Below are 22,958 nucleotides of genomic sequence, written 5' to 3'. Positions count from 1 at the left end.
TATATTTATGTAAATATAACAAAAAATATGAAATATATTTTTTATGATCAGTTTTCTAGATAACGGTTCAAAGATTCCTGCAAGTGATTGCGGATGTCATCAACTAAACCTTTAGGTTCCAGAACAGTAACTTCTTTTCCATAAGAAAGAATTTCCTGCATAAAGTCATAAGTAGGATGGAGGAAGAACTCAAAATACATTTCTTCCGGAGTTTCTTTGGTCTCTTTCTGGGATTGATGCAGAGGGAAGCTTTTGATATATTCTCCCTGATGGCGGCTGCATTTCAATACAATATTCTGTGGTTTCTGTTCCGTAAGATTCATAACTCCGAATGCATTTTTAAAATGCTCTCTGAAATTATATTTGTACTTCTCTCTAAACTGATTGTCTGCTACATCAAGATAGTTGATTCTATCAAGCCCGAAAGATTTTAAGGCTTTATCTTTTGTATCAATAGCAATAAGATACCACCGGTCTTTGGATTCTTTTAAGGCTAAAGGATGTACTTTTCTGGAGGTCATCAGTTTATTTTTGTAATTGTAATGTTCAAAACTTACAACCCTTTTATTTCGGATGGCGAAGAACAGATCATAAAAATGTTCTACGCCGGTTGGTTTACGGCTTTCAAAAAAGATAAAATCTGAAAAATCCGGATGCAGATTCAGAGCATTGCTTACCTGGAAAGATTCAAGCAGTTTTTGATTGTATTCATCCACTTCCATAATTGGACGACTCTCAATATAATATCGGTTGTCACCCTTTTTCTTGTTGTGAATAGAAAGGTTAAAAAGATCGGAAATCTCCCGGATATCTCTCTGTAGGGTACGGATAGAATAGCTCTTGATCTCGGCATCCTGAAATTCAAAAGAGTTCAAAAGATAGTCCTCCAGCTGAGAATAAGTAGCTGGAGAACTTTCTAATCTTTTAATAATTAAGGCATATCTTGTCAGATAAAAATCTTTCTTCATTTCTTTTTTTTATGCTGCAGCAGAACTGCGTTTCAGGGTAAAGTTTTATAAGACAAATATATGCGGTTAATACGACAAAACGTGTCGTGTTTTATTTTTTATCTAAAAAGCATCTTCTTCAAAATCTTCTCTGAAGAAGTTTTCAATATCATTGAGATAGTCTTCATAATCCATCTCAGCATTTTCAATATCGCTCCATTCTATGGTATAGCGGCTTTTATCAAAGAGTACTTCTATTTTATGATCTGGTGTTTCCATGTTGGGCATTCTCATGTTTTGGTTAGATTTTGAACATATTTCAGTCTGTTCAGCATAAGTGAATGTTGAATTCAAAGGCTTTTAAAAGTTTTTATGGAGGGTTATTTTGTCTCTTCTCATGCCCCAAAGGTAATAGGGCAAAACGACAGAACTTGACGTGTTAAAAAATTATTTTCTGATTTAAAATATAATCTTTAAAGCTTATATTGGATAGTTATAAGGTGCAAAGCTTATATTTTATTTTTGATGAGTTTCTGAACAATTTGGTTCAGCATTTCTCTGTTGTCATCAATATAGCTCAGTCCGGCCTGTATCAGATTTTCAATATTGGATCTTTTTACGTTATCCATTGCAGGCGAAGCGTTTTTCAGTGAAGGATTGAGACGGTAATAGTTTTTTTGATTTCTCAAACCCAGGGTCTGAAACATCTGTTCAAGCTGATAATCTACTGTTTCTGCATTGGCAGACATTAAAATATCAATAATCGGGCTTACCCAGCCAATTTTTCCTGCTTTTTCAAGTTTTTTAAAAGGATAAGGTCTGGCTTCAATTCCTGTTCCAATAGAAACAATAATCATATCATTTACACTCGGGTGGTTGGCTTTCTGATGGTTTTTTAAAACTTCTGCAAAAGGAATCTTTCTTGCTTCTGCATAGGCACAAAGAGCAGGATTATTGGCAAACATTCCTCCATCAATAAGGCTGAAAATCTGTCCATACATCGATTTGATCTGTACCGGACTAAAATAGGTTGGAGCCGCCGAAGTCGCCCTGCAAATATCTTTTACATAGAAATTATCTGTGCTGAGATTGGCTTTCCATGAGTTGAAAAGTTTTGCTCTTCTGTTCTCAATATCATAACTTGTTATTAAACATGGTTTTATTAATTCTTTTAATTCTAAATTTCCAAAAAAGTCATTTAAATTCCTTTGAAGTGATTCCTGTGGAATTTTTTCATTCAATAATCCGAATGGATTAACCAGTTTTTCCCAAAAGGAAACCTGGAAGATGTCGCCGCCCTTTTCCGCATATAATTCTAATCCTTTCTGAATAGAATATTTTGCTTTTCGGGCTTCGTCGGGACATAGAATAATACAGGCAATCAGACCTCCGGTGCTGCTGCCTGCTACCAGATCAAAATAATCTCCAAGCTTTGCTGTGGGTTTATCATAATACTGGAGCTGTTCTTCTATGTAGCGTAGAATAATGCAGGTGATGATTCCTCTTATTCCGCCTCCGTCCAAAGAAAGAATGGTTGTCTTTTTCATGTTATTTTTTTTTGTTTTTTAAAGAAACATTAGCAACTTTAGACAAGTAAAACCAATAGATTTCCGAAAAATGTCTATTGGTTTCAGCTTATTATAAGGATTGCTTTTGGTGTTTTCTTATAAAGCAAAGATAGATGGAGGAAGCGACAGAACGTGTCGTATTATAAATGGTTTTAATTTTTTTTATTAAAAAATAGAATTGTATATCAGTAAGTTAGGTTATTTGTGTTTTTAAAATTTTAAATACGTGAGAACTAAAAAATAACATAATTCTGCTGATCTCTGGGCATCTTCAAGAGTGTTCTCCAGCTGGTTTTTACAGGACCTTTTTTAGAGGGAATATTCTTTTTTTCAAAGTGAGGAAGATCTTTGAAGGTTTTCCAGTTTCCACCCCAGTCCCAGCCATGGCGGGCAAAGATTTTTACACACTCGTACCAATCCGCAACTTTGTCATTATCCCAGTCTTTTGCTGTATCCCAGCTTACCGTTTTTCTGTCAATTATCAGGCAGATGTCTACAGCGAGACCATAATTGTGAATGCTTTGTCCCGCCTTTGCATTGGTCACCTTTTTTCCCGAAGTAATTCTTCCGATCGCATATAGCTTTTCCTGCTCTTCAAAAGATCTTAACCCCTGAGTAATCCGTATCTTGGCTCTTCCGGTAAGTGCTTCATTACACTCTTGTACAATTTGCTTTGCTTCATCTCTTACCATTGGGTGAAGCTTCTGAATTCGTTCTAAGGTTACTTTATCCATATTTCTTATTTTGTTATAACACAAAAGTATAGAACGGAAGCGACGGAACTTGACGTGTTTTATTTAATTTTTATGGGAAAATTTGCATTGCTTAACCTGAGTGTTTGAAAGTTTTTGTGAGCAAAATTATAATGCTAATGCGACAAAACATGTCGTATTTAAAAATTTTATCCATTTGTTTTTCAGGTTGTTAAATATGGTGTTAATTATAGTCTAAAAGGTGATTTTATTCTTTAAAAGTTCTAATTTTGTATAGATTTTTACCATGCAATTGTCATGTATGCACTCGTAGATTGTAATAACTTTTTTGTTTCCTGTGAAAGGACTTTAGATCCTGATCTTGAAGGCAGACCCGTTGTGGTTCTTTCCAACAACGATGGGTGTGTTGTATCCAGAAGTAAAGAAGCAAAAGATCTTGGAATTCCTATGGCAGCCCCGGCATTCAAGTACAAAGAGCTTTTTCAAAAACATAATGTGAAAAGTTTTTCTGCAAAATTTGAATTGTATAATTATAAGAGCCAACAGGTTATTAACATCGCCAAATCCTATGTTCTTGATCATGAAGTCTACAGTATCGATGAACTTTTTCTTGATTTAACAGGATTTAAGTATATTGATATTTATGAATACTGTTCTAAAATCAAAAAAGAGATTGACGAGAAAGAAAATATTCCTGTAAGTATCGGAATTGCTGCTACCAAGACTTTATGCAAAGTTGCGAACAGAATTGTAAAAGAGTTTCCGGATAATTTTAACGGAGTTTATATTCTGGATACTCCTGAAAAAATTGAAAAAGCACTGAAATGGCTTAATATCGGAGACGTTTGGGGAATCGGAAGAAGGCTGGCTGTCAAAATGAATGACAGTGGTGTCTATAAGGCCTGGGATCTTCTTCAGAAACCTGAAATATGGGTTCGGAAGATTATGGGAATTCATGGAGTAAGGATGATCAATGAGCTGAAGGGCATTCGACAGCTGGAACTGGATGCTCCCTCGCCTAAAAAATCCATAGCGGTTACCCGAAGCTTTATGCAGATGCTTACGAAAAAAGAAGAAGTAAGAGAACGGGTAGAAACTTTTGGAATGTACTGCTCAGAAAGATTAAGAAAGCAGAATACCTGTTGTAAAATGATTACTGTTTTTGTACAGACTAACCGTTTTAGGAAAGATCTTCCCGAATACAGAAATGCAATGACCCGGATTTTATCCAATCCTACCAATTCATCAATCTTAATAGGAAGAGTGGTTAATGAACTTTTTGAAGCTATTTACAGAGAGGGGTTTCATTATAAAAGAGCAGGTGTGATGGTGAATGATTTTGTACCCGAAGATCAGAGACAAATTGGCCTTTTTGAAGAAGATACACAAAACCAGCATCTTCCTGTGATGAAAGCTATGGATGCTATGAACCGGAAATATGGGAAGGATAAGGTACGTCTTGGAAGCATGAGTGGTGAAAATACCTTTGGACGGGCAAAGCTGTCTCCGGAATATGAGGCTTTCCTGAAAAAAAATACATTGCCGGAAGCTAACTTCAGGTTTCATTAACACTATTCCTCCTTCAAAAATTCTGCGTATTTTCGTCTTTCTTTTTGAATGAAAAATAAAACGACTGAAATCAATAATTTAGTAAAGCAGTTGTCTCGGGAAAATTTTTTCGGATATGAGATGGTTGATTATTGGGATGGTGATACTGCAGCCCTAGGATTGCAGAAAGAAAATATTGTTGTTTATATTTCAACATTTTACAATCCTAAAAGCAATCATTATGACATCATTGTTGAAGAACTTGAGACAGGTAAAATATTGAAATCAGGAGAAAATAAATCCTACAGTGAACTTATTCATGACCTTCAATCTTTTTTCTAATAATCTTTTTCTTCATTGTGTTTTATTTTTTTTGGTATTTCCAGTTACGGCTTTTCCCTTCCGCTATCCACTCCAAAGATTGCTCCAGTCTTTTATTTCGGGTTGCTTCGGTTTTAGCTTCTATTATCCAGGAAATATATTCCTTTCTGAATGATGGTGAAGCCTTTTCAAAAATATCTGAAGCCTTTGAATGAGCCTTTAAAGCAGCCTTAAAATAATCCGGAACTTCCATTTCTGTTTTAGAAGGTGCCGCTTTCTTCATAGTAACTCCCATATCCGTAAGTTCCATTGCTTCCTTAATTGCTTTTTTCAGCTGAGGTTTGGAGGGAAGATCTCCTACCTGCATAATTTTTCCTAAACTGAACATCGAGTTTTTCTCAATATCCTGAGTGATCTCCTGCATGGTTTTCATTTCCTTTTCCAGCCAGAATCCAAAAGTGCAGTGCTGTTTGAAAGAAGCCATAGCACAAAGATTTTTCCCTTTATAAATAAAATGGGGAAAACTCCACTTCATAGTTTCTTCAGCATCAGGACAGAATTCATGAACGGTTTCACGGATGTAATGTAGGATGGGTTTTGCAAAATCCTGTGATTTTTCAATATATGCATCAATTTTTGGACTGTGTTTTTCCATAGTGTTTATTGGAATAATTGTACAATTTCGTTCACAAAGAATTTTACCTGATCAGGTCTTCCTCTGTCATTTTTAGGGTTGTTGGAGTAGCTTCCGGTTTTTACAATGACGATATTGTGTTCAGGAACCATAATAATATACTGTCCCTGTAATCCCAGAAAATAATAATGTTTGATGGGATTGTCATGGTTGATCCAAAGCCCCATTCCATAAATATTTTCAGACTTTTCTGTGGGAGTTCTCATCTGTTCAATGAAATCAGCGTTAAGAATCTGCTGATCCCCAACCTTACCATCATTCAGGAAGAGCTGTCCTAGTTTAGCAAAATCTCTTGCATTGGAATGAATGCAGCAATACGTTTTCTCCATACCATAATCGTCTGTACTCCATTTTGCATTCTGTTCCATTCCCAGAGGAATCCAGAATTTTTCTGATAAATAGCTTGCCAAAGGTTGATTCAGAGCTTTCCGAAGGGCAAAACCAAGAAGCTGTGTAGAACCGCTTTGATACTCGAATCTTGTTCCCGGTTCTTCTTTAAATTTTCTTGAGAATACAGCTTTTACAAGGCTTTTTCCATAATAAGCTTTGGCGTTGGGAAGAAACGGATTATTGTAATTTTCATCCCAGTCCAGCCCGGATTCCATTTGAGCAAGGTTTTTCAGGGTTACCTGATTTCCGAATGCTTTATTTTTAAACTCAGGATAAAAATCAGAAAACTTTTCATCAATAGCAGAGATCATTCCTTCTTCCAATGCTTTTCCCAATAACATGACAGTCACTGCTTTTGCCATCGAAAAAGAGTTGGTCTGTGAAAGCTGATTATAACCTTTCCAATATTGTTCATGAAGAATTTTTCCATTCCGTATCACCACAAAAGCTGCTGTTCTGGAATGTTTTAAGTTTTCAACTAAATGTTTAGGTAAGTCTTTTTTATTGTAATCCGGATCTTCTTCCCAGAGTTCAGGTTCTTCTGTGGCAATAGGATTGCTTGGGAAAAGATTTCCGTCATCAATATGCGCACTTGATTTTCCTTTAAGATAGGTTTTGGAAATACCATTAAATAAATAATCGTATCCCAGAAAATAAGCCGTTGCAGCACCGGCTGCCGCTCCGCCTATCATATACTTTAGTATTCTCATTTTTTCATAAATGGGTCTTTAACAAATTTAGAATAATTTGGCTATAAATATTAAAATGAATCATCAAATACGTTATTTTTGTTCTTATTGATGAAAACTATGACCAGAAAACTTATTGTATTGGGGTACTTCCTATTTTCAATCATGGGAATAGCCCAGATTTATAAACCGATAGACACTGCAGATTACATACAGCGAAAAGCATTTTTAAAGAATTTTGAAGGGAATAATGAAGCAACCGTAAAGAAGTTAAAGTCTCAATATTCCGGGAAAACGGGCTCTGAATTGTCCAAAATCTATAAAGAATTCGGAACAGACTTTCAAAAGCAGGTGAAAAATAAGGATTTTATCTTTACATCTGAATTTGAAACCAGTATACAGTCTATTATTCAACGTCTTAAAAAGAATAATCCTAAAATTCCTCAGGACCTGAAGATTCTGATCGCAAAAGACAATACGCCCAATGCTTACTGCCTTGCGGACGGAACTTTTGTCATCAATATGGGGCTTTACAGCTGGCTCAATAATGAGGAACAGATTGCTGCTGTAATTTCTCATGAGCTGGGTCATAAAATAGAAGAACATTCCCTGAAAACTTTTTTAAAAATTATCGAACAGGATAAACTGGATAAGATACTGGTGGAGAATATAAAATCAACTACCACAAGCCGAAGCCAGGGACAGAACCAGAAAGCTTTTGATATCTTTAAAAATACAGTGTATAAAAAAGGGGTGGAAAAAAGACAAAGCGAAATGCAGGCAGATTCTTTGGGGTATGTTATTTTTAAAAACAGTGATTTTAAGAAAGCTGAATTTGTAAATGCGCTTCAAAGACTGCAAGATTTTGATACTATTTCGCCAAGAGCGCTGAAGATGGAGACATATAAAAAGCTTTTTAATCTTCCAAAGCAGGCTTTTAATGAAAAATGGATGAAGAAGGAAGATTTTTCCCTGTACAATTATAATTTCTACAAAGAAAAGCTGAACAAAGATTCTCTCGCATCACATCCTGAAATCTCCATAAGAATTGAGATGCTTAAAAAAACATTTGCTGAGCTTAAAAGTCCCATTGCTCCGGAAAAACCTTCGGAGCTGTTTGTAACATTAAGGAAAACAGCAAGAATGGAAATATTACCCAATTATTTTCACTCAGAAGATTATGGGCAGGGGATTTATGCGGCCATGCAGTTTCTGCAGGATGAAGAGGAAGAAAAATATTATAAAAGCTGGTTGGGAAGATGCTTTTCCAAAATATATGAAGCTCGAAAAAACTATAATCTGAACCGGTATCTGGACCGGATAGAACCTAAAAATCAAAGCGAAAGTTATCAGCAGTTCCTGAACTTTATGTGGAACTTAAGTCTGGATGAAATAAAAAATATTGCAGACTATTATCAGACGAATGAACCGATAGCGAAAGTAAACTGATTTAAACAAGATTTTAAACAAAGAACCCTGATGACTCATCAGGGTTCTTTGTTTATACTAGTAATTTAATTTTTCCAAACGGATTTTATTGAATTTTTCTTTTTCATTATATTCACGAAGCAGAATATAGCCTTCTTTTCCCACATACGGAGTTACTGCATAATTGTCTTTTTCAGAAATTGGAATAATTTCCTGTTTGAATTTTCCGTCAATAATGGTATTGATAAATAGGTTCCATCTTTTCTGTTTTGTCACTTCATCTTTCTGATAGTCGCGGTAGAAAAATACCACGTCTTTTCCACCGTTGAGGTATTGAGAGAACAGATAATCACTGTTTACCCATTTTGATTTTTCTTTTTCAAAGACCTGTACATTTTTCACTTTGAAGTCTTTATCTGTGTAGATGTAAACAAGGTCTGTAGTTTTTGGGGCATTATATTGTCCTGCAGGTTTGTATTTTTCAGACAAGATTCCCACACTTCCATCATTCATAAAATACATGTCCTTGGTCTGAAGCATATATCCGCTTTCCACCATGCCATTCTTATTCAATTTTGGAAGGAATGCAGAGATATTCGGCTCATAATTGATTATTTTAGTATCTGCAGTAAAGTTTTTTTTGTCTACCAGCATTCTTGCAAATCCTATCGCCTCATAATCATCATAGTTTCTTCCCAGCAGAACTACTTTGTCATCAAAATTTTTGTCATTATCAAGCTTTCTGTAATTCGAGTAGAAGGATTCAATATTATCAATGGTCTCATCAGATAATCCGGTTACCGGCTTGTTGGACGCTTCTTTTCCGGTTTTCATATCAAGAACCAGAAGACTGAATGTTTTCTGCTTTTCATTCACTTTCTTCATGATGCAGTACATGTAATTCTCATCTCTTTCCAGAACAGATAAAGTAGAATAAATTTTCTTGCTTCCGTCAGTATTGTATTTATATCTCCAGACCTCCTTTTTATTTTCATCAAATCTCATAAGGCTGTTGTTATTTTCATACTTCCCGTAGTCTTTATATTCCACAGCAAAGTAACCGCCTTCTTTCAGCTCGCCTACAGCAGAAACGTAGTTGTACCCTTTATCTTTTTTCTCATCACGGTTTTCCTTGCGCTGTTCTTTCCAGCTCTTAGGTTCGTTGATCTCTTTGAAAGTGCCGTTTTCCAGATAGTCATAATATATTTTTCTGGTAATAGAGTTTGTTTTAGGGTCAATCACCATAGAAACCGGTGTAAATACTTCTCTGCTTTTTACCAGAGAATAATCCATCATTGATGGTTTTAAGATAATCTGCCCTTTAAAATCAACATATCCTAAATAAGAGGCAGCAGTGATATCTCCCTCAAACTCTTTATTGGCAACAGGGTTGAGGTTTTTGTCTAAGATTACATATTCAAATTTTTTGGTCTTATCACCAGATTTTCCGTAAGAATATAGAGAAACGTAGCCGTAAAGATTGTCTTTATCATCGAATAAAGCATTCATTCCCACGTGGTCCCCGGCGGCAAGTGTTGTAAGATCCTGGGTTTGGGAAAATGCAAATGTCTGGATCAGCCCAAACATTATGAGTGTTATTTTTTTCATGGTTAAAATTTGAGGGATAAAAATAATAAATTAACCCATATGTTGATAAAAATAAAAAAGCCCTGAAAACAGGGCTTTTAAATTATAATTGAGAAAGTAAATTTCTGAAGTTCGTTTTTTCATCAATGATTCGTCTCAACTCTGAAACAGGAACTCTTTCCTGCTGCATTGTATCTCTGTCTCTGATGGTCACAGTATGATCAGTAAGAGAGTCGTGGTCAATTGTAATACAGTATGGAGTACCGATGGCATCCTGTCTTCTGTAACGTTTTCCAATAGCATCCTTCTCTTCGTAGAACAGATTGAAGTCATACTTCAGATCATTGAAGATCTTTTCAGCATATTCTGCTAAACCATCTTTCTTCATCAAAGGAAGGATAGCCGCTTTAATTGGAGCAATAGCCGGAGGTAAAGATAAAACTGTTCTTTCTGAACCGTCTTCCAGTACTTCATCTTTTAAGCAGTGAGAGAATATAGAAAGGAATAATCTGTCTAAACCTACTGAAGTTTCCACTACATAAGGAACGTAGTTTTCGTTTCTTTCAGGATCAAAGAACTGAAGTTTTCTTCCTGAGAATTCTTCATGCGCCTTTAAATCGAAATCTGTTCTTGAGTGAATACCTTCCAGTTCTTTAAACCCGAATGGGAAGTTAAACTCAATATCAGCAGCAGCATTCGCATAGTGAGCCAATTTCTCATGATCATGGAATCTGTAATTATCATTTCCAAGACCTAAAGCTAAGTGCCAGTTCAGACGTTTCTGTTTCCACTTCTCGTAGAATTCAAGTTCTGTTCCCGGAGCAACGAAGAACTGCATTTCCATCTGTTCAAATTCACGCATTCTGAAAATAAACTGTCTTGCAACAATCTCATTTCGGAATGCCTTACCAATCTGAGCAATACCGAAAGGAAGTTTATGACGTGAAGTTTTCTGTACATTTAAGAAGTTAACGAAAATACCCTGAGCCGTTTCCGGTCTAAGGTAAAGATCCATTGCACTGTCTGCTGAAGCTCCCAGCTTCGTTCCGAACATCAGGTTGAACTGTCTTACTTCCGTCCAGTTTTTAGAACCTGTATCAGGATCTGCAATTTCAAGTTCTTCAATCAAAGCTTTTACATCAGCAAGATCTTCGTTCTCAAGAGATTTTGCCAGTCTCGAAAGAATAGCCTCTCTTTTTGCTCTGTATTCCAGAATTTTTGGATTTGTTGCAACAAACTGATCTTTATCGAAAGCCTCACCGAATCTTTTCGCTGCTTTTTCGATTTCTTTATTCTCTTTATCTTCAATTTTAGCGCAGTAGTCTTCCACCAAAACGTCTGCTCTGAAACGTTTTTTAGAATCTTTATTATCAATCAATGGATCGTTGAAAGCGTCTACGTGGCCTGATGCCTTCCATGTTGTTGGGTGCATCAAAATTGCCGAATCAATACCCACAATATTTTCGTTAAGCTGTACCATAGCTTTCCACCAGTATTGTTTGATATTATTTTTAAGTTCGGCCCCGTTCTGTCCATAATCATAAACAGCGGATAAACCATCATAGATTTCACTCGATGGGAAAATAAAACCATATTCTTTAGCGTGAGAAATCACTTTCTTGAAAACATCTTCTTGCTTTGCCATAATTTTTTAACGTCTGATATGCAAAAATAATGTTTTTTATTGGGAAAATATTAATACCTGTAAGAACCTACATTAGAGATTGTCATTAAGATGCATCCTCCTGCACCAATGACAAATAAAATACCGGCAATAACAAACAGTAATATCTTTGCTATTCTGTATTTTTTTATGGGTACAAAAATTATCGCAGCAATCGTTATAATAACAGCGATTACGATCAATTTTACAAAAAAGCCAAAATAATCCGTCATTTTTTTAAAAAATTAAAGCAATATCTTATACTAATATAAACATTTTATTTAAAGGCTAATAAAGGAGCCGGGAACCTGCTTTTCACTATATCTTTTGCTTTGCAAAAGGATGCCGTTACAATCAGGGCTAGATCAATCGAAAATTTCTACTTTTGCACCATGTTAGAAATTCTTTATCGTGACGAGCATATTATTGCCATCAATAAACCCAGTGGCCTATTAGTTCATAAATCTTTCTATGCAGGAGAAGCAGATACTTATGCTATTCAGGAGCTGAAGAAACAGATTGGACAAAAAGTGTTTCCTGTACATCGTTTGGATCGGAAAACCTCAGGGGTTCTGTTGTTTACTTTAGATAAAGATACCCTTAGAATCATGAGCGAACAGTTTTCCTCACGCGAAGTGGAAAAGAAATATCTGGCAATTCTTCGTGGTTGGGCAAAAGAAGAAGAAACGATTGATTATGATTTAATAAATGAAAACGAAGTCAAGCAAAATGCTGTTACCTACTATCGCCGTTTGCAGACTTCAGAAATAGATTTACCTTTTTTAAAACATCAGACTTCAAGGTATTGTTTGGTAGAAGCAATTCCTGAAACAGGAAGATTTCATCAGTTAAGAAAACATTTTAAACATATTCTGCATCCTATTTTAGGTTGCAGAAAACACGGCTGCAATAAACAAAATAAGCTGTGGCTTCAGACATTTGAGATTAACAAAATGACGCTTCATGCTCATCAATTGATTTTTAATCATCCTATTTCTAACGAAAGAATTACAGTAAATGCTACTATAGATGAGGAGTTCAAAAGGGTAGGGGATATTCTGAACTTTGATTTGAGTTCCTATTCTTAATGTTATTTGTGAATGTTTTTTAACGCTACGTTCACTAAGAATGTATTAAATGGAGACTTTTCGGCCGCTAAGGCACTTCGTTCAGCAAAAACTAATAGCGCACACTTCGCTTAGTGAAACACCCTTGCGAACAAAAATGTTTTCAGGATGGTTGAAGTATTTTGCGATCATAGCGTTGAAATATCTTACTCATTGGAGAGTGGACAGATTGTTTTCTATCTTATAGATACTATTTATCAGATGTTTCGATAAAATATCATACATCAATCGAGCATTAATTTTAAAATGAGTAATTTTGTAAAACTTTTTTTCAATGTACAAATCGCTCATTCGTCCGATTCTTTTTAAATTTGATCCTGAAGATGTTCATCACTTTACATTTTCAATGCTTAAGAATTTTGGATTTCTCACTAAATTATTTTTCCCAAAACCTATTGAAGACAAACGTCTGGAAAGAGAAGTTTTCGGATTAAAATTTAAAAATCCTGTGGGACTGGCTGCCGGTTTTGATAAAAATGCAGTGTTGTTCAACGAATTGGGAGACTTAGGTTTCGGATTTGTAGAAATTGGAACCGTAACACCAAGAGCCCAGGCAGGAAATCCCAGAAAAAGATTGTTTCGTCTGATAGAAGACGGCGGAATTATCAACAGAATGGGATTCAATAATGAAGGTCTTGAAGCGGCTATTGAAAAACTGAAATCCAACAAAGGAAAAATAATCATCGGTGGGAACATCGGAAAAAATACAGATACAAGCCCGGAAAACTATACCCAGGACTATCTGGACTGTTTTGAAGGTCTTCATCCTCATGTAGATTACTTTGTACTCAATGTAAGCTGCCCGAATGTAGGAAGCCACGCCAAACTTGAAGATGTAGAATATCTGAGAGAACTCATCACAGAAGTGAAGAAGATCAACCAGTCAAAATCTGTACAGAAACCTATACTACTGAAAATTGCTCCGGATCTTAATAACAATCAATTAGATGAAATCATTGAACTGATTGCTGAAACAAAGATTGATGGTATAGTAGTTTCCAATACTTCAGTGAACAGAGAAGGGTTGAAAACCTCTCCGGAAGTTTTAGAACAAATCGGAAATGGAGGATTAAGTGGAAAACCTATCCGTGAAAGAAGTACAAAAATGATCAAATATCTTTCCGATAAAAGCAACAGAGCATTCCCAATCATTGGAGTAGGAGGAATACATTCTGCAAAAGATGCGATGGAAAAATTAGATGCAGGAGCTACATTGGTTCAGCTGTACACCGGATTTATTTATGAAGGTCCGGAACTGATCAACGAAATCAATCAGGAAATTCTGAAAAGAGCGAGCAGATTACCAAGATAAAATATAAAGAGAGTTTACACAACTCTCTTTTTTATTTTGATTTTATAATGGATGCATTTTTTATATCTACAGTAAATGTATAGGCGGGAGAAGAGTAAGATTTGCTTACTTTATATTGTATAGTTCCCTTGTCCTTTGATTTTGTTTTCGTAGTATCATAAATGTTTTCCCAGCAGCTTTCAGTAAGGAATTCTTCGTAGTTTTTATAATTCCAGTCTTTTGTAAAATAAAGCACTCTGTAGCCTTTTTCACCATCACTTGCTCCACATTGTCCACAGGCATTAAAATTAGAAGGTTGCTCAAAATACAGGAGAACCCTGTTGCCGTTTTCTCCCGAAGAGTATGAAACCAGTTCATTTCCTCCGGCTTTATTAATGAAGTCAAATGTATTGATCCTTTTATTATTAGGCAGAAACAGATAATTGTTAAGGCGGTAGATCATTGCGTTACCCGTAAATAATTGTATGGGCTGAGTTTTTTTACCCAGAGAAAAAAGACCGGGAATCGGGTTGTTCTTCATGCTGACCTTTTCCAATATAATAGATTCCTGAGGGGTTAGCTTCTGTGCTATTTCATTTGTTTTTTCTACTTTTTGCAAGGATGTGATCTGATCTTTTAAAATCTTTGAATTTTGTTTCTGCTTAGGCCCAAAATTATATAAAGACAGATCACCATAATAATCATATATTCCGGTGAGGGGGATTTTCTTTTTGTATTTATCGTAATAATACCATCCGTCAACGTAATGCTGATACTGATCACAATCTACCACGCCTGTGTAGTTAAGCTGCATCGTAATCGGTATCCCTCCAATTTCACCAGTGAAAGTCTGTGAAGAATCGATTACTTTTTTTAATTCAACTTTTTGACCGAGGAAAAATGTGAGACTTAAAGAAACTAATAAAGTAAAAATTTTTTTCATGGTTGGCTGTTATAGTTTTTAGAGGAAGAAATGGGCGATGGTGTAGATAATCAGCCCGACCAGGCCGCCGACCAGTGTTCCGTTGACCCGGATAAACTGTAGGTCTTTTCCTACCTCCAGTTCCAGTTTCTCACTAAGTTCTTTTCCCTGCCAGTTTCCAACCGTTGTACTGATGAGATTCCCGAATTGATGAGTGTTTTTCAGAATATATTTATAAGCTGTCACCTGAACCCAATGATCAATTTTATTCTGAAGGTTTTCATCTGTCTTTAAGTTTTGTGCAAACTCATTCAGGTTTTTAGACAGATAGTTTTTCAATGCGGAATGTTCTTCCTGAAGTTCCTTCATCAGTGTTTTTTTGATAGAAACCCAGATGTCATTGGAATATTCATCCAGTTTATCATTTTTCAGAAGCCCGTTTTTGATAGTTTTAAATTCCTCATCCCATTTCGGATCTTCTTTCAGATCTACGGAAAACTCATGGATTTTCTGAGTGATCAACCCTCTTACTTCGTGCTGTGGATCTTCTTCTATCTCCTTAAAAAAGTCTGAAAGCCCGTCTGCAATTTTGTCTGCAATTTTATTATCTACAAAAGATGGAATGAATGAATAACTGCCTTTTTTTACACGTTCCTGGATCATTTCATCATTTTCAATGATATATTCTTTGATCTGTTTAGAAAGATTGGTAATGATTCTCTGATGGTCATTTTTTTCCAGAATATAACCTATTCCGTTTCCAACTACTTTATTAAGTTTGATATCATCTGTCATTTCAGACACCTTTTTGCTGATAAACTGACTTACCGTAGAATCATCTAGTTTATTAAGAATGTCAAGAACAATATCTGAAAGGTTTTTAATCAGAATTTCCTGGCTTTTTTCCTTTACCAGCCATTCTCCGACAAAATTGGAAACTTTAAGCTTTTGGATGTAAGGACGTATATTTTGAGGAGAAAGAAAGTTACCTACTACAAAATTCCCAAGATTGTCTCCCAGTCTCTGTTTACTGTTTTCAATCAGGTTGGTATGAGGAATCGGAAGCCCGAGAGGATGACGGAATAGTGCGGTTACAGCAAACCAGTCAGCCAAGGCACCCACCATGGCAGCTTCGGCAAAAGCTCGTACATAGCCGATCCAATGAGAGGTGTTAGACTTCTGTAAAATAGTGGTAACGATGAAAATAACAGCCATCAGAACAAATAAGCCCGTGGCAAATGCTTTATATTTTCTCAGTTGTTTTCTTTTTGCTTCGTCATTCATATTCTCAAATTTACTAAATTTGGTTATGAAACCGTTTAATCTTAATAAAAGCTTTTAAACCTCAAAACTTTTGCGGTTAAAGAATGAAATTTACGATGAAATTTTTAGTTTCAATCACCCTATTATTTTTTCTGCAGGCTTGTACTCAGAAATACGAACCTATTAAAACCTCCTCTATGGAAAATACAGAAGCAAAAAACAATCCATACTATTCCAGAACTGATACTACAAAACTTAATGTTTCCAACGATGAGTGGAAAAAACTCCTTGCTCCAGACTTGTATGCAATTGCCAGAGAAGCAGCAACAGAAAGAGCTTTTACCGGAAAATATAATGAATTTGATGAGATAGGAGAATATTACTGTGCGGTGTGCGGAAATCACCTGTTCCGTTCTACCTCCAAATTTTCCAGCAGCTGTGGCTGGCCAAGTTTCTTTGAAGCAGATAAGGAAGGTGTTTATTATGTAAGAGATCAGTCTTATGGAATGGATAGGGTTGAGGTGCTTTGCAAAAGATGTGACTCCCATCTTGGGCACGTTTTTGATGATGGTCCGAAGCCTACAGGACTGAGATACTGCATGAATTCTATAAGCCTGGAATTTGTTGCTGATGCTCAAAAATAAGGCTTTTAATTCACAGAATCAGGACGTTAAAGTTTCTTAAATAGCGTTAAACTTTTTAGAGTTATTACCCCTTGGTAATTATGTTTTTATAATTTTGCCCCACTAATTTGGATTTATACAGTATTGAATGAAAGGATTTTATAGCGTATTAGGCCTTGTTTACATGGTGACGACTTCATTCTACATTTCCCCAAGAGTAGCGGCGAAAAGTGAGAATGTAAAAACAACGAAAACTGAAAAAGTAGCTGAAACGAAATCTGAGAAGAGTACAACAGCTGTATCTTCATCAGAAGCACTATACCAATCAATTGCATTTGACCCTGAACACGAATTGAATTATGAAGTGTTCTCAAAAGCATTAACTGGTTATGAAAATTTAAAAAAAGCAGGATTGCTTACTCAAGACTCGCACTTATTAACTATCTGCGATTTTTCTATGTCTTCTAACACAAAAAGACTTTGGATCATTGACCTGGAAGGCAAAAAAGTTCTGTTCAACTCATTAGTAGCACACGGAAAAAATACCGGCGAAGAATTTGCGACGAATTTTTCTAACAGGGAAAGTTCGCTGCAGAGCAGTCTGGGATTTTATATTACGGATGCAACCTATCAGGGTGACAACGGATATTCTCTGAAGTTACTGGGAATGGATAAAGGGTTTAATGATGCAGCTTACAGAAGAGCTATTGTATTGCACGGTGCCGATTATGTAAGTGATGCATTTGCTGCCATGCACAAAAGAATCGGAAGAAGCTGGGGATGCCCGGCGGTGCCAAGAGAACTGACACAGTCTATTATCAATACAATTAAAGGTAAAAACTGTCTGTTCATCTATTATCCTGATCAGAACTATCTTTCTTCCTCTGAATGGTTGAAAGCATAAAGATAAAAAGAGCAGTCAGATTTGGCTGCTCTTTTATTTCATGAATGAATAGAAAACAATAAAAAATCCCTGTATGGCTTTTCATACAGGGATTCTCAATTATTTTAATTCAAATTAGCTGAATTTCTTAAAAATTAAAGTAGCATTATGTCCTCCGAATCCAAAAGCATTGCTTAAAGCATAGGTAATATCTTTTTCCTTTGCTTCTCCAAATACAATATTGATATCCTGCGGAATGTTTTCATCAATACTGTGAAGATTGATTGTTGGCGGAATAATTCCGTTTTGAATAGCTTTAATAGAAAGAATGGCTTCAACAGCTCCCGCAGCTCCCAACAGATGGCCTGTCATGGATTTCGTTGCACTGATATCAAGGTTTTTACTTCCTTTAAATAATTTATTAATTCCATTTAGCTCAACGAGATCTCCAAGCGGAGTAGAAGTGGCATGAGGATTAATATAATCAATATCATCTACATTGATTTCTGCTTCGTTAAGAGCCAGCTGCATCGCTTTGATAGCTCCCACTCCGTCCGGATGAGGTGCCGTCATGTGATAAGCATCCGCCGTCATGGCTGCTCCTACTAATTCTGCATAGATTTTTGCTCCTCTGGCTTTAGCATGTTCATATTCTTCAAGAATCAATGTTCCCGAACCTTCACCCATTACAAAACCGTCTCTGTCTGCATCATACGGACGACTGGCGGTTGCAAAATCATCATTTCTTGTAGACATTGCCTTCATAATGGAAAATCCACCGATAGAAGCAGGAGAAATTGCTGCCTCAGAACCACCGCTTACAATTACTTTTGCTTTTCCCAAACGGATATAGTTGAAGGCATCCATCAACGCTGTATTTCCGGTTGCGCATGCAGAAACTGTTGTATAATTAATTCCCTGCAAACCATATTTCATGGAAATCATTCCCGATGCCATATTGGCAATGAATTTTGGTACAAAAAACGGATTAAACCTTGGCGTTCCGTCACCGGCCGCAAAGTTCATGACTTCACTCTCGAAAGTCCACATCCCACCTTGTCCGGTTCCCCAGATGACACCCACATCAAATGGATCCATATTTTCCAGTTCAAGTCCGGAATCTTTGAGTGCTTCTGCGGTAGAATACATTGCATATTGTGAAAATAAATCACTTCTTTTGATTTCGTTGTGTGTTAAATGAACTTTTGGATCAAAATTTTTAACCTCACAAGCGAAATGAACTTTAAATTTTTCTGTATCAAAAAGGGTGATTTTATTAGCTCCACTCACTCCGTTGATACTGTTTTGCCAAAATTCTTCGACATTATTTCCCAAAGGCGTCACTGCGCCAAGACCTGTAATGACAACTCTCTTCATACTTAGTTATTGATTTTGAATAAATTAGAGGTTCCTCTTGCGATTAATCGCGTTTTGTCTGCATTCCATATTTCGCATTGGGCATTTACGAATTGCCTACCTCTTTTAATGATTTTAGTTTCAGCTACAATATTATCATTTTCTTTTGCAGTTGAAAAATAATCTATGATATTATTTATAGTGGTAATGAAAGAATTTTCATTTAAAGAAAACATGGTGGCGCCAATGATATCATCTACAATCGCTGCTGTAACTCCGCCGTGAAGATTTCCAATAGGATTCAGCCATTCCGGTCTTACCGTATACTGAAATTCCAGTTCGCCTTCTTCTACGGAAAGGACAATAGGGTTGAGCCATTTCATAAAAGGAGATGGCGACTGATCAAATTCTTTTCCGATGAATTGTTTTAATTGTGCTAATCTATCCATACTTTCTGTTTTTATTTCTCTAAAATCATGGTTACTCCTTGTCCACGGGCTGCGCAGATAGAGATAAATCCTTTTCCGCTGCCTTTTTCGTGAAGTAATTTTGCCAGCGTTGCGATTATTCTTCCTCCTGTTGCTGCAAAAGGGTGGGCTGCGGCTAAGCTTCCTCCTTTTACATTCAGTTTGCTTCGGTCAATCTTACCTAATGCTTTCTCCAGTCCGAATTTTTTAGCAAGCTCTTCATTTTCCCAGATTTTTATGGTCGCTAAAACCTGTGCTGCAAAGGCTTCGTGAATTTCATAATAATCAAAGTCCGAGAGATTCATGCCTGCTTTTTTTAGCATTCTCTCTGCTGCAAAAACAGGTGCAAGAAGTAAATCCTGTTTATTTTCAACATATTCTATCCCTGCCAGCTCGGAAAAACTGATATAAGCTAAAATAGGGAGGTTGTTGGCTTTTGCCCATTCTTCGCTTGCAAGTAAAACCGAAGAAGCTCCATCGGTAAAAGGTGTTGAGTTTCCGGCTGTTAAAGTTCCGTTTTGCTTATCAAAGGCAGGTTTTAGCTGTGATAGTTTTTCAATACTGCTGTCACGGCGCATATTATTATCTTTATCTAAACCAAATGCAGGAGTTATCATGTCATCAAAAAACCCTTCATCATAAGCTTTAGCCATATTCTGATGACTTTTTAAAGCCAGTTGATCCTGTTCTTCTCTTGAGATATTATAATATTTTGCTGTGATTTCTGTGTGTTCACCCATTACCATACCTGTTTTAGGTTCCTGTCCTTTGTAAGGAATAGGCATCCAGTCTTTCAATTTCGGACTTAGCAGTTGTTTTAATTTTCCGAAGGCTGATTTTTCTTTATTGGCTTTTAGTAAGGCTTTTCTTAATCTGGGTGAAGATTCAAACGGGATATTGCTCATAGCTTCTACGCCGCATGCAATGCCGCAGTCTATCTGGCCTAAAGCAATTTTATTTCCGATGTAAATGGCAGCTTCAATTCCTGTATCGCATGCCTGTTGAAGATCACAAGCAGGAGTAGCGGGATCAAGAGTTGTATTCATCACAGTTTCTCTGATGAGGTTGCTTTCAGAAATATGCTTGATAACAGCACCTCCGGCAACTTCTCCAAGTCTTTTTCCCTTAAGGTGATAACGATCTATCAATCCGTTCAGAGAAGCGAGCAGCAGATCCTGATTTCCCTGTTCTGAATAAGCGGTATTCATTCTGGCGAAAGGAATTCTGTTGTATCCTACAATTGCCACTTTTTTTGTTTCCATATCGTATAATTTATGATGGAAGAATATTGAGTTCATGATCAATCATATAGGTAATTTTGTCTAAAGCGTGGTTTAGAAAGCTTTGATCACCCATGGTTTTTGAAAGCAGGATTCCGCCTTCAATAAGCATAATGAATAGAGAAGCGAATTGCTCTGCATTTACTTTTGTATTAATTTCTCCTTTCTTTTGTCCTTCCAGAATAGCTGTTGATATTTTGGTCATCCATTGCTCAAAAGACTTTTTAACCTGATTTTTTAAAGCAGGGAAAGAATCATCTGCTTCCGTGGCAGCATTCATTATAGGACAACCTCCGTTTGAAAAAACAAACTTCCAGTTTTTTCGGTAAAAATCTACAAAAGCATGAAGTTTATCCAGAGAAGTAGGGAACTCATCACCAAAAGATCGGCTAAGAGTTTTACCCAATAATCCGGCATTGTATTTATAAACCTCGATAGCAACTTCATCTTTGTTTTCAAAATTTCCATAGATACTGCCTTTTGTAAGCCCGGTTGTCTGAGTTATGTCGGATAATGATGTGGAAATATAACCCTTGGTGTTAAAAAGAGTAGCTGTTTTCTCGATGATGTGTTGTTTTGTTTTTTCTGCCTTCGACATTTAAATGCTTATTATATGCAAATATACAAAAATATACCAATTGGTATATTTTATTTAAAAACTTACCCTGATAAAGATATTGGACTTCTTAAGTTTTAGCTAAAGCCAATAGAATTACTTTTAAAATAAAAAACGGGCTTTAGCCCGTTCCTATTGATGTTGAAATTAAGATTTTTAATTTTCTAAAGTAGCATTCAAGGTAATCTCAAAATTGAATGCTGCACTTACCGGACATCCTTCTTCAGCGATTTTAGCAAATTTCTGGAATTCTTCTTCAGAGATTCCCGGAACCTTAGCTGTTAATGTCAGTTCAGATTTTGTAATCTTTCCAATGTTTGGGTCTAAAGTGATAACAGAAGTTGTTTTTAACTCCTCAGGATTGTATCCTGCCTGTGACAACTCAGCATCCAGTTTCATGGTGAAACATCCTGCGTGGGCTGCTGCCAGTAATTCTTCAGGATTCGTACCTACACCATCTGCAAAACGGCTGTTGAAAGAATATTGAGTTTGGTTTAAAGTAGTACTCTGAGTAGTTAAATGTCCTTTTCCTTCTTTGATGGTACCGTTCCAAACGGCTGTTGCGTTACGTCTCATAATGTTTGTTTTTTGTATTTAATGTTGTTTGATTTTGATGATACAAAGGTATGTCTGCAAAACAGCAGATTCAATAGATAAAAAGACCTAAATATTGTACTTTTTTCCCGACGAGTAATTTTTTTTAAAATTTGCCGGTGTGCTTCCTGTTTTATTGGTAAAAAGCCGGTTGAAATAGGCAGGGTCTTCATATCCGAGATCGTAGGCGATTTCTTTAACAGGTTTATCGGTGTAGAATAATAATCTTTTTGCTTCTAACAAGATTCTGTTGATGATAAACTGGTTGGGAGAATCCAGATTTAAATTTTTAAACTTATGCGTTAAAGTTTTTGGTGCCATATGAAGCAGGTCTGCATACTCTGCTACATTATGTTTTTCTCTGAAATGAATTTCCAGATGTCTGCTGAAGTCTCTGAAAACATCTAGTTCAGTGCCTGGAATTCTTATCGTACTATTGTCTAAATTCTGTTGTTTCCATTTTCTTGTTGCCCGGATGATGATCTGTTTTACATACGTTCTGATCATTTCTTCAGCAGACGAATCTTTCCATTCAAGCTCATCCAGAATATTTTGAAACAGTCCTTTTATAAGAATCGTTTCGGTAGGGTCAAGTTCCACAAAAGGGATTTCAAATACATTATGAAACAGAAGACCATCGCAGGCTACTTCTTTATCATGAATCTGAATGCAATAAAAATCACGGTTGTAGAAAAGAAGTATAGACTCGTCTTTTCCTTTTTGAAGGCTCAGGTGTTGGTTGGTGAGAAAAAACAGCGAAGGTTTCTTTGTTTTGTAATGGTTAAAGTCTACTGTAAGTTCGTATCCCGATGGAATGAAGAATACTTTGATATCAGTTTTGAAATGATTCCCGTTAAAATTCTCCAGATTGTCTTCTGAGAATATTTCCAGTCCGAGTCTTTTATAGTGATCTTCAAAAATAAGCTGTTGCGGCATACTTTAACTTTAGTTTAAAGATACAAAAAAGCATGGGTTTGAGCTGCAATAA

At 36.2% G+C, this 22,958-nt stretch carries 24 protein-coding genes; 7 read left to right on the top strand and 17 right to left on the bottom strand.

Annotation, left to right across the window (positions count from 1 at the left end; translation table 11 throughout):
* Positions 1-47: 47 nt before the first annotated feature.
* From FW780_RS13635 to FW780_RS13620, 4 genes are all read right to left on the bottom strand, one after another.
* Positions 48-968, bottom strand: a complete 921-nt coding sequence (locus tag FW780_RS13635; RefSeq protein ID WP_149834093.1) for a helix-turn-helix transcriptional regulator — start codon at positions 966-968, stop codon at positions 48-50.
* 102 nt (positions 969-1,070) lie between these two features.
* On the bottom strand, positions 1,071-1,301 hold the full coding sequence (locus FW780_RS13630) for a hypothetical protein (protein ID WP_149834092.1): 231 nt from the start codon (positions 1,299-1,301) through the stop codon (positions 1,071-1,073).
* Positions 1,302-1,456: 155 nt separating this feature from the next.
* Positions 1,457-2,494, bottom strand: a complete 1,038-nt coding sequence (locus FW780_RS13625) for a patatin-like phospholipase family protein (RefSeq protein ID WP_149834091.1) — start codon at positions 2,492-2,494, stop codon at positions 1,457-1,459.
* Between the two features lie 254 nt (positions 2,495-2,748).
* On the bottom strand, positions 2,749-3,249 hold the full coding sequence (locus tag FW780_RS13620) for a M15 family metallopeptidase (protein WP_149834090.1): 501 nt from the start codon (positions 3,247-3,249) through the stop codon (positions 2,749-2,751).
* A 276-nt stretch (positions 3,250-3,525) separates the two neighbouring features.
* Between FW780_RS13620 and FW780_RS13615 the strand changes: the two genes are divergently transcribed.
* A complete protein-coding gene (locus FW780_RS13615) occupies positions 3,526-4,797 on the top strand; it encodes a Y-family DNA polymerase (RefSeq protein WP_149834089.1) in 1,272 nt (423 codons plus the stop codon).
* A 48-nt stretch (positions 4,798-4,845) separates the two neighbouring features.
* Positions 4,846-5,118 carry a hypothetical protein gene (locus FW780_RS13610; protein ID WP_149834088.1) on the top strand — a complete coding sequence of 91 codons (273 nt, stop codon included), beginning with the start codon at positions 4,846-4,848 and terminating at the stop codon, positions 5,116-5,118.
* Positions 5,119-5,140: 22 nt separating this feature from the next.
* Here FW780_RS13610 and FW780_RS13605 read toward each other — a convergent pair whose 3' ends face one another.
* Positions 5,141-5,752, bottom strand: a complete 612-nt coding sequence (locus FW780_RS13605) for a YdeI/OmpD-associated family protein (protein ID WP_149834087.1) — start codon at positions 5,750-5,752, stop codon at positions 5,141-5,143.
* 5 nt (positions 5,753-5,757) lie between these two features.
* The gene (locus FW780_RS13600) at positions 5,758-6,891 is read right to left on the bottom strand and encodes a serine hydrolase domain-containing protein (protein ID WP_149834086.1); all 1,134 of its coding nucleotides are present in this window, start codon (positions 6,889-6,891) and stop codon (positions 5,758-5,760) included.
* Between the two features lie 99 nt (positions 6,892-6,990).
* Here FW780_RS13600 and FW780_RS13595 point away from each other — a divergent pair, with 99 nt between their 5' ends.
* On the top strand, positions 6,991-8,319 hold the full coding sequence (locus FW780_RS13595; protein WP_241676909.1) for a M48 family metalloprotease: 1,329 nt from the start codon (positions 6,991-6,993) through the stop codon (positions 8,317-8,319).
* A gap of 57 nt (positions 8,320-8,376) precedes the next feature.
* On the opposite strand, the gene FW780_RS13590 is transcribed toward FW780_RS13595, so the two are convergent.
* The 3 genes from FW780_RS13590 to FW780_RS13580 all read right to left on the bottom strand — a co-directional run bounded on the left by FW780_RS13590 (position 8,377) and on the right by FW780_RS13580 (position 11,781).
* Positions 8,377-9,906, bottom strand: coding sequence for a hypothetical protein (locus FW780_RS13590; RefSeq protein WP_149834084.1), 1,530 nt, complete (start codon positions 9,904-9,906; stop codon positions 8,377-8,379).
* Positions 9,907-9,988: 82 nt separating this feature from the next.
* Positions 9,989-11,530, bottom strand: coding sequence for a glycine--tRNA ligase (locus FW780_RS13585; protein WP_142717279.1), 1,542 nt, complete (start codon positions 11,528-11,530; stop codon positions 9,989-9,991).
* 50 nt (positions 11,531-11,580) lie between these two features.
* Entirely contained in the window at positions 11,581-11,781 is a 201-nt protein-coding gene (locus FW780_RS13580; protein ID WP_149834083.1) for a hypothetical protein, read from the bottom strand.
* A gap of 159 nt (positions 11,782-11,940) precedes the next feature.
* Here FW780_RS13580 and FW780_RS13575 point away from each other — a divergent pair, with 159 nt between their 5' ends.
* Entirely contained in the window at positions 11,941-12,636 is a 696-nt protein-coding gene (locus FW780_RS13575) for a pseudouridine synthase (protein ID WP_149834082.1), read from the top strand.
* A gap of 313 nt (positions 12,637-12,949) precedes the next feature.
* The gene (locus FW780_RS13570) at positions 12,950-13,987 is read left to right on the top strand and encodes a quinone-dependent dihydroorotate dehydrogenase (RefSeq protein ID WP_149834081.1); all 1,038 of its coding nucleotides are present in this window, start codon (positions 12,950-12,952) and stop codon (positions 13,985-13,987) included.
* A 31-nt stretch (positions 13,988-14,018) separates the two neighbouring features.
* Here FW780_RS13570 and FW780_RS13565 read toward each other — a convergent pair whose 3' ends face one another.
* On the bottom strand, positions 14,019-14,909 hold the full coding sequence (locus FW780_RS13565) for a hypothetical protein (protein ID WP_149834080.1): 891 nt from the start codon (positions 14,907-14,909) through the stop codon (positions 14,019-14,021).
* Between the two features lie 18 nt (positions 14,910-14,927).
* Positions 14,928-16,172, bottom strand: a complete 1,245-nt coding sequence (locus FW780_RS13560) for a DUF445 domain-containing protein (RefSeq protein WP_149834079.1) — start codon at positions 16,170-16,172, stop codon at positions 14,928-14,930.
* A gap of 95 nt (positions 16,173-16,267) precedes the next feature.
* Between FW780_RS13560 and msrB the strand changes: the two genes are divergently transcribed.
* Complete coding sequence (gene msrB / locus FW780_RS13555) at positions 16,268-16,795, top strand: peptide-methionine (R)-S-oxide reductase MsrB (RefSeq protein ID WP_149834078.1); 528 nt, start codon at positions 16,268-16,270, stop codon at positions 16,793-16,795.
* Between the two features lie 127 nt (positions 16,796-16,922).
* Entirely contained in the window at positions 16,923-17,678 is a 756-nt protein-coding gene (locus FW780_RS13550) for a murein L,D-transpeptidase catalytic domain family protein (protein ID WP_149834077.1), read from the top strand.
* A 114-nt stretch (positions 17,679-17,792) separates the two neighbouring features.
* Here the strand turns inward: FW780_RS13550 and fabF are convergent, their stop codons facing one another.
* The 6 genes from fabF to FW780_RS13520 form a co-directional block, all read right to left on the bottom strand.
* A complete protein-coding gene (gene fabF, locus FW780_RS13545; RefSeq protein WP_149834076.1) occupies positions 17,793-19,034 on the bottom strand; it encodes a beta-ketoacyl-ACP synthase II in 1,242 nt (413 codons plus the stop codon).
* Between the two features lie 2 nt (positions 19,035-19,036).
* A complete protein-coding gene (locus FW780_RS13540) occupies positions 19,037-19,462 on the bottom strand; it encodes a PaaI family thioesterase (protein WP_149834075.1) in 426 nt (141 codons plus the stop codon).
* Between the two features lie 11 nt (positions 19,463-19,473).
* Complete coding sequence (locus tag FW780_RS13535) at positions 19,474-20,742, bottom strand: acetyl-CoA C-acetyltransferase (protein WP_149834074.1); 1,269 nt, start codon at positions 20,740-20,742, stop codon at positions 19,474-19,476.
* 10 nt (positions 20,743-20,752) lie between these two features.
* Positions 20,753-21,358, bottom strand: coding sequence for a TetR/AcrR family transcriptional regulator (locus FW780_RS13530; protein ID WP_149834073.1), 606 nt, complete (start codon positions 21,356-21,358; stop codon positions 20,753-20,755).
* A 174-nt stretch (positions 21,359-21,532) separates the two neighbouring features.
* Positions 21,533-21,952 carry an OsmC family protein gene (locus tag FW780_RS13525; RefSeq protein ID WP_002982623.1) on the bottom strand — a complete coding sequence of 140 codons (420 nt, stop codon included), beginning with the start codon at positions 21,950-21,952 and terminating at the stop codon, positions 21,533-21,535.
* Positions 21,953-22,039: 87 nt separating this feature from the next.
* Complete coding sequence (locus tag FW780_RS13520; protein ID WP_149834072.1) at positions 22,040-22,906, bottom strand: helix-turn-helix domain-containing protein; 867 nt, start codon at positions 22,904-22,906, stop codon at positions 22,040-22,042.
* Between the last annotated feature and the right edge of the window lie 52 nt (positions 22,907-22,958).

It is taken from the genome of Chryseobacterium sediminis (assembly GCF_008386505.1).
Lineage (GTDB): Bacteria > Bacteroidota > Bacteroidia > Flavobacteriales > Weeksellaceae > Chryseobacterium > Chryseobacterium sediminis.
This window is presented reverse-complemented; position numbering and strand designations above follow the sequence as displayed.

Excerpts from the sequence above, each read along its gene's own strand:
- FW780_RS13635 (WP_149834093.1), bottom strand. The coding sequence starts at position 968 with ATGAAGAAAGATTTTTATCTGACAAGATATGCCTTAATTATTAAAAGA.
- FW780_RS13625 (WP_149834091.1), bottom strand. The coding sequence starts at position 2,494 with ATGAAAAAGACAACCATTCTTTCTTTGGACGGAGGCGGAATAAGAGGA.
- FW780_RS13620 (WP_149834090.1), bottom strand. The coding sequence starts at position 3,249 with ATGGATAAAGTAACCTTAGAACGAATTCAGAAGCTTCACCCAATGGTA.
- FW780_RS13615 (WP_149834089.1), top strand. The coding sequence starts at position 3,526 with ATGTATGCACTCGTAGATTGTAATAACTTTTTTGTTTCCTGTGAAAGG.
- FW780_RS13610 (WP_149834088.1), top strand. The coding sequence starts at position 4,846 with ATGAAAAATAAAACGACTGAAATCAATAATTTAGTAAAGCAGTTGTCT.
- FW780_RS13605 (WP_149834087.1), bottom strand. The coding sequence starts at position 5,752 with ATGGAAAAACACAGTCCAAAAATTGATGCATATATTGAAAAATCACAG.
- FW780_RS13600 (WP_149834086.1), bottom strand. The coding sequence starts at position 6,891 with ATGAGAATACTAAAGTATATGATAGGCGGAGCGGCAGCCGGTGCTGCA.
- FW780_RS13595 (WP_241676909.1), top strand. The coding sequence starts at position 6,991 with ATGACCAGAAAACTTATTGTATTGGGGTACTTCCTATTTTCAATCATG.
- FW780_RS13590 (WP_149834084.1), bottom strand. The coding sequence starts at position 9,906 with ATGAAAAAAATAACACTCATAATGTTTGGGCTGATCCAGACATTTGCA.
- FW780_RS13585 (WP_142717279.1), bottom strand. The coding sequence starts at position 11,530 with ATGGCAAAGCAAGAAGATGTTTTCAAGAAAGTGATTTCTCACGCTAAA.
- FW780_RS13580 (WP_149834083.1), bottom strand. The coding sequence starts at position 11,781 with ATGACGGATTATTTTGGCTTTTTTGTAAAATTGATCGTAATCGCTGTT.
- FW780_RS13575 (WP_149834082.1), top strand. The coding sequence starts at position 11,941 with ATGTTAGAAATTCTTTATCGTGACGAGCATATTATTGCCATCAATAAA.
- FW780_RS13570 (WP_149834081.1), top strand. The coding sequence starts at position 12,950 with ATGTACAAATCGCTCATTCGTCCGATTCTTTTTAAATTTGATCCTGAA.
- FW780_RS13565 (WP_149834080.1), bottom strand. The coding sequence starts at position 14,909 with ATGAAAAAAATTTTTACTTTATTAGTTTCTTTAAGTCTCACATTTTTC.
- FW780_RS13560 (WP_149834079.1), bottom strand. The coding sequence starts at position 16,172 with ATGAATGACGAAGCAAAAAGAAAACAACTGAGAAAATATAAAGCATTT.
- msrB (WP_149834078.1), top strand. The coding sequence starts at position 16,268 with ATGAAATTTTTAGTTTCAATCACCCTATTATTTTTTCTGCAGGCTTGT.
- FW780_RS13550 (WP_149834077.1), top strand. The coding sequence starts at position 16,923 with ATGAAAGGATTTTATAGCGTATTAGGCCTTGTTTACATGGTGACGACT.
- fabF (WP_149834076.1), bottom strand. The coding sequence starts at position 19,034 with ATGAAGAGAGTTGTCATTACAGGTCTTGGCGCAGTGACGCCTTTGGGA.
- FW780_RS13540 (WP_149834075.1), bottom strand. The coding sequence starts at position 19,462 with ATGGATAGATTAGCACAATTAAAACAATTCATCGGAAAAGAATTTGAT.
- FW780_RS13535 (WP_149834074.1), bottom strand. The coding sequence starts at position 20,742 with ATGGAAACAAAAAAAGTGGCAATTGTAGGATACAACAGAATTCCTTTC.
- FW780_RS13530 (WP_149834073.1), bottom strand. The coding sequence starts at position 21,358 with ATGTCGAAGGCAGAAAAAACAAAACAACACATCATCGAGAAAACAGCT.
- FW780_RS13525 (WP_002982623.1), bottom strand. The coding sequence starts at position 21,952 with ATGAGACGTAACGCAACAGCCGTTTGGAACGGTACCATCAAAGAAGGA.
- FW780_RS13520 (WP_149834072.1), bottom strand. The coding sequence starts at position 22,906 with ATGCCGCAACAGCTTATTTTTGAAGATCACTATAAAAGACTCGGACTG.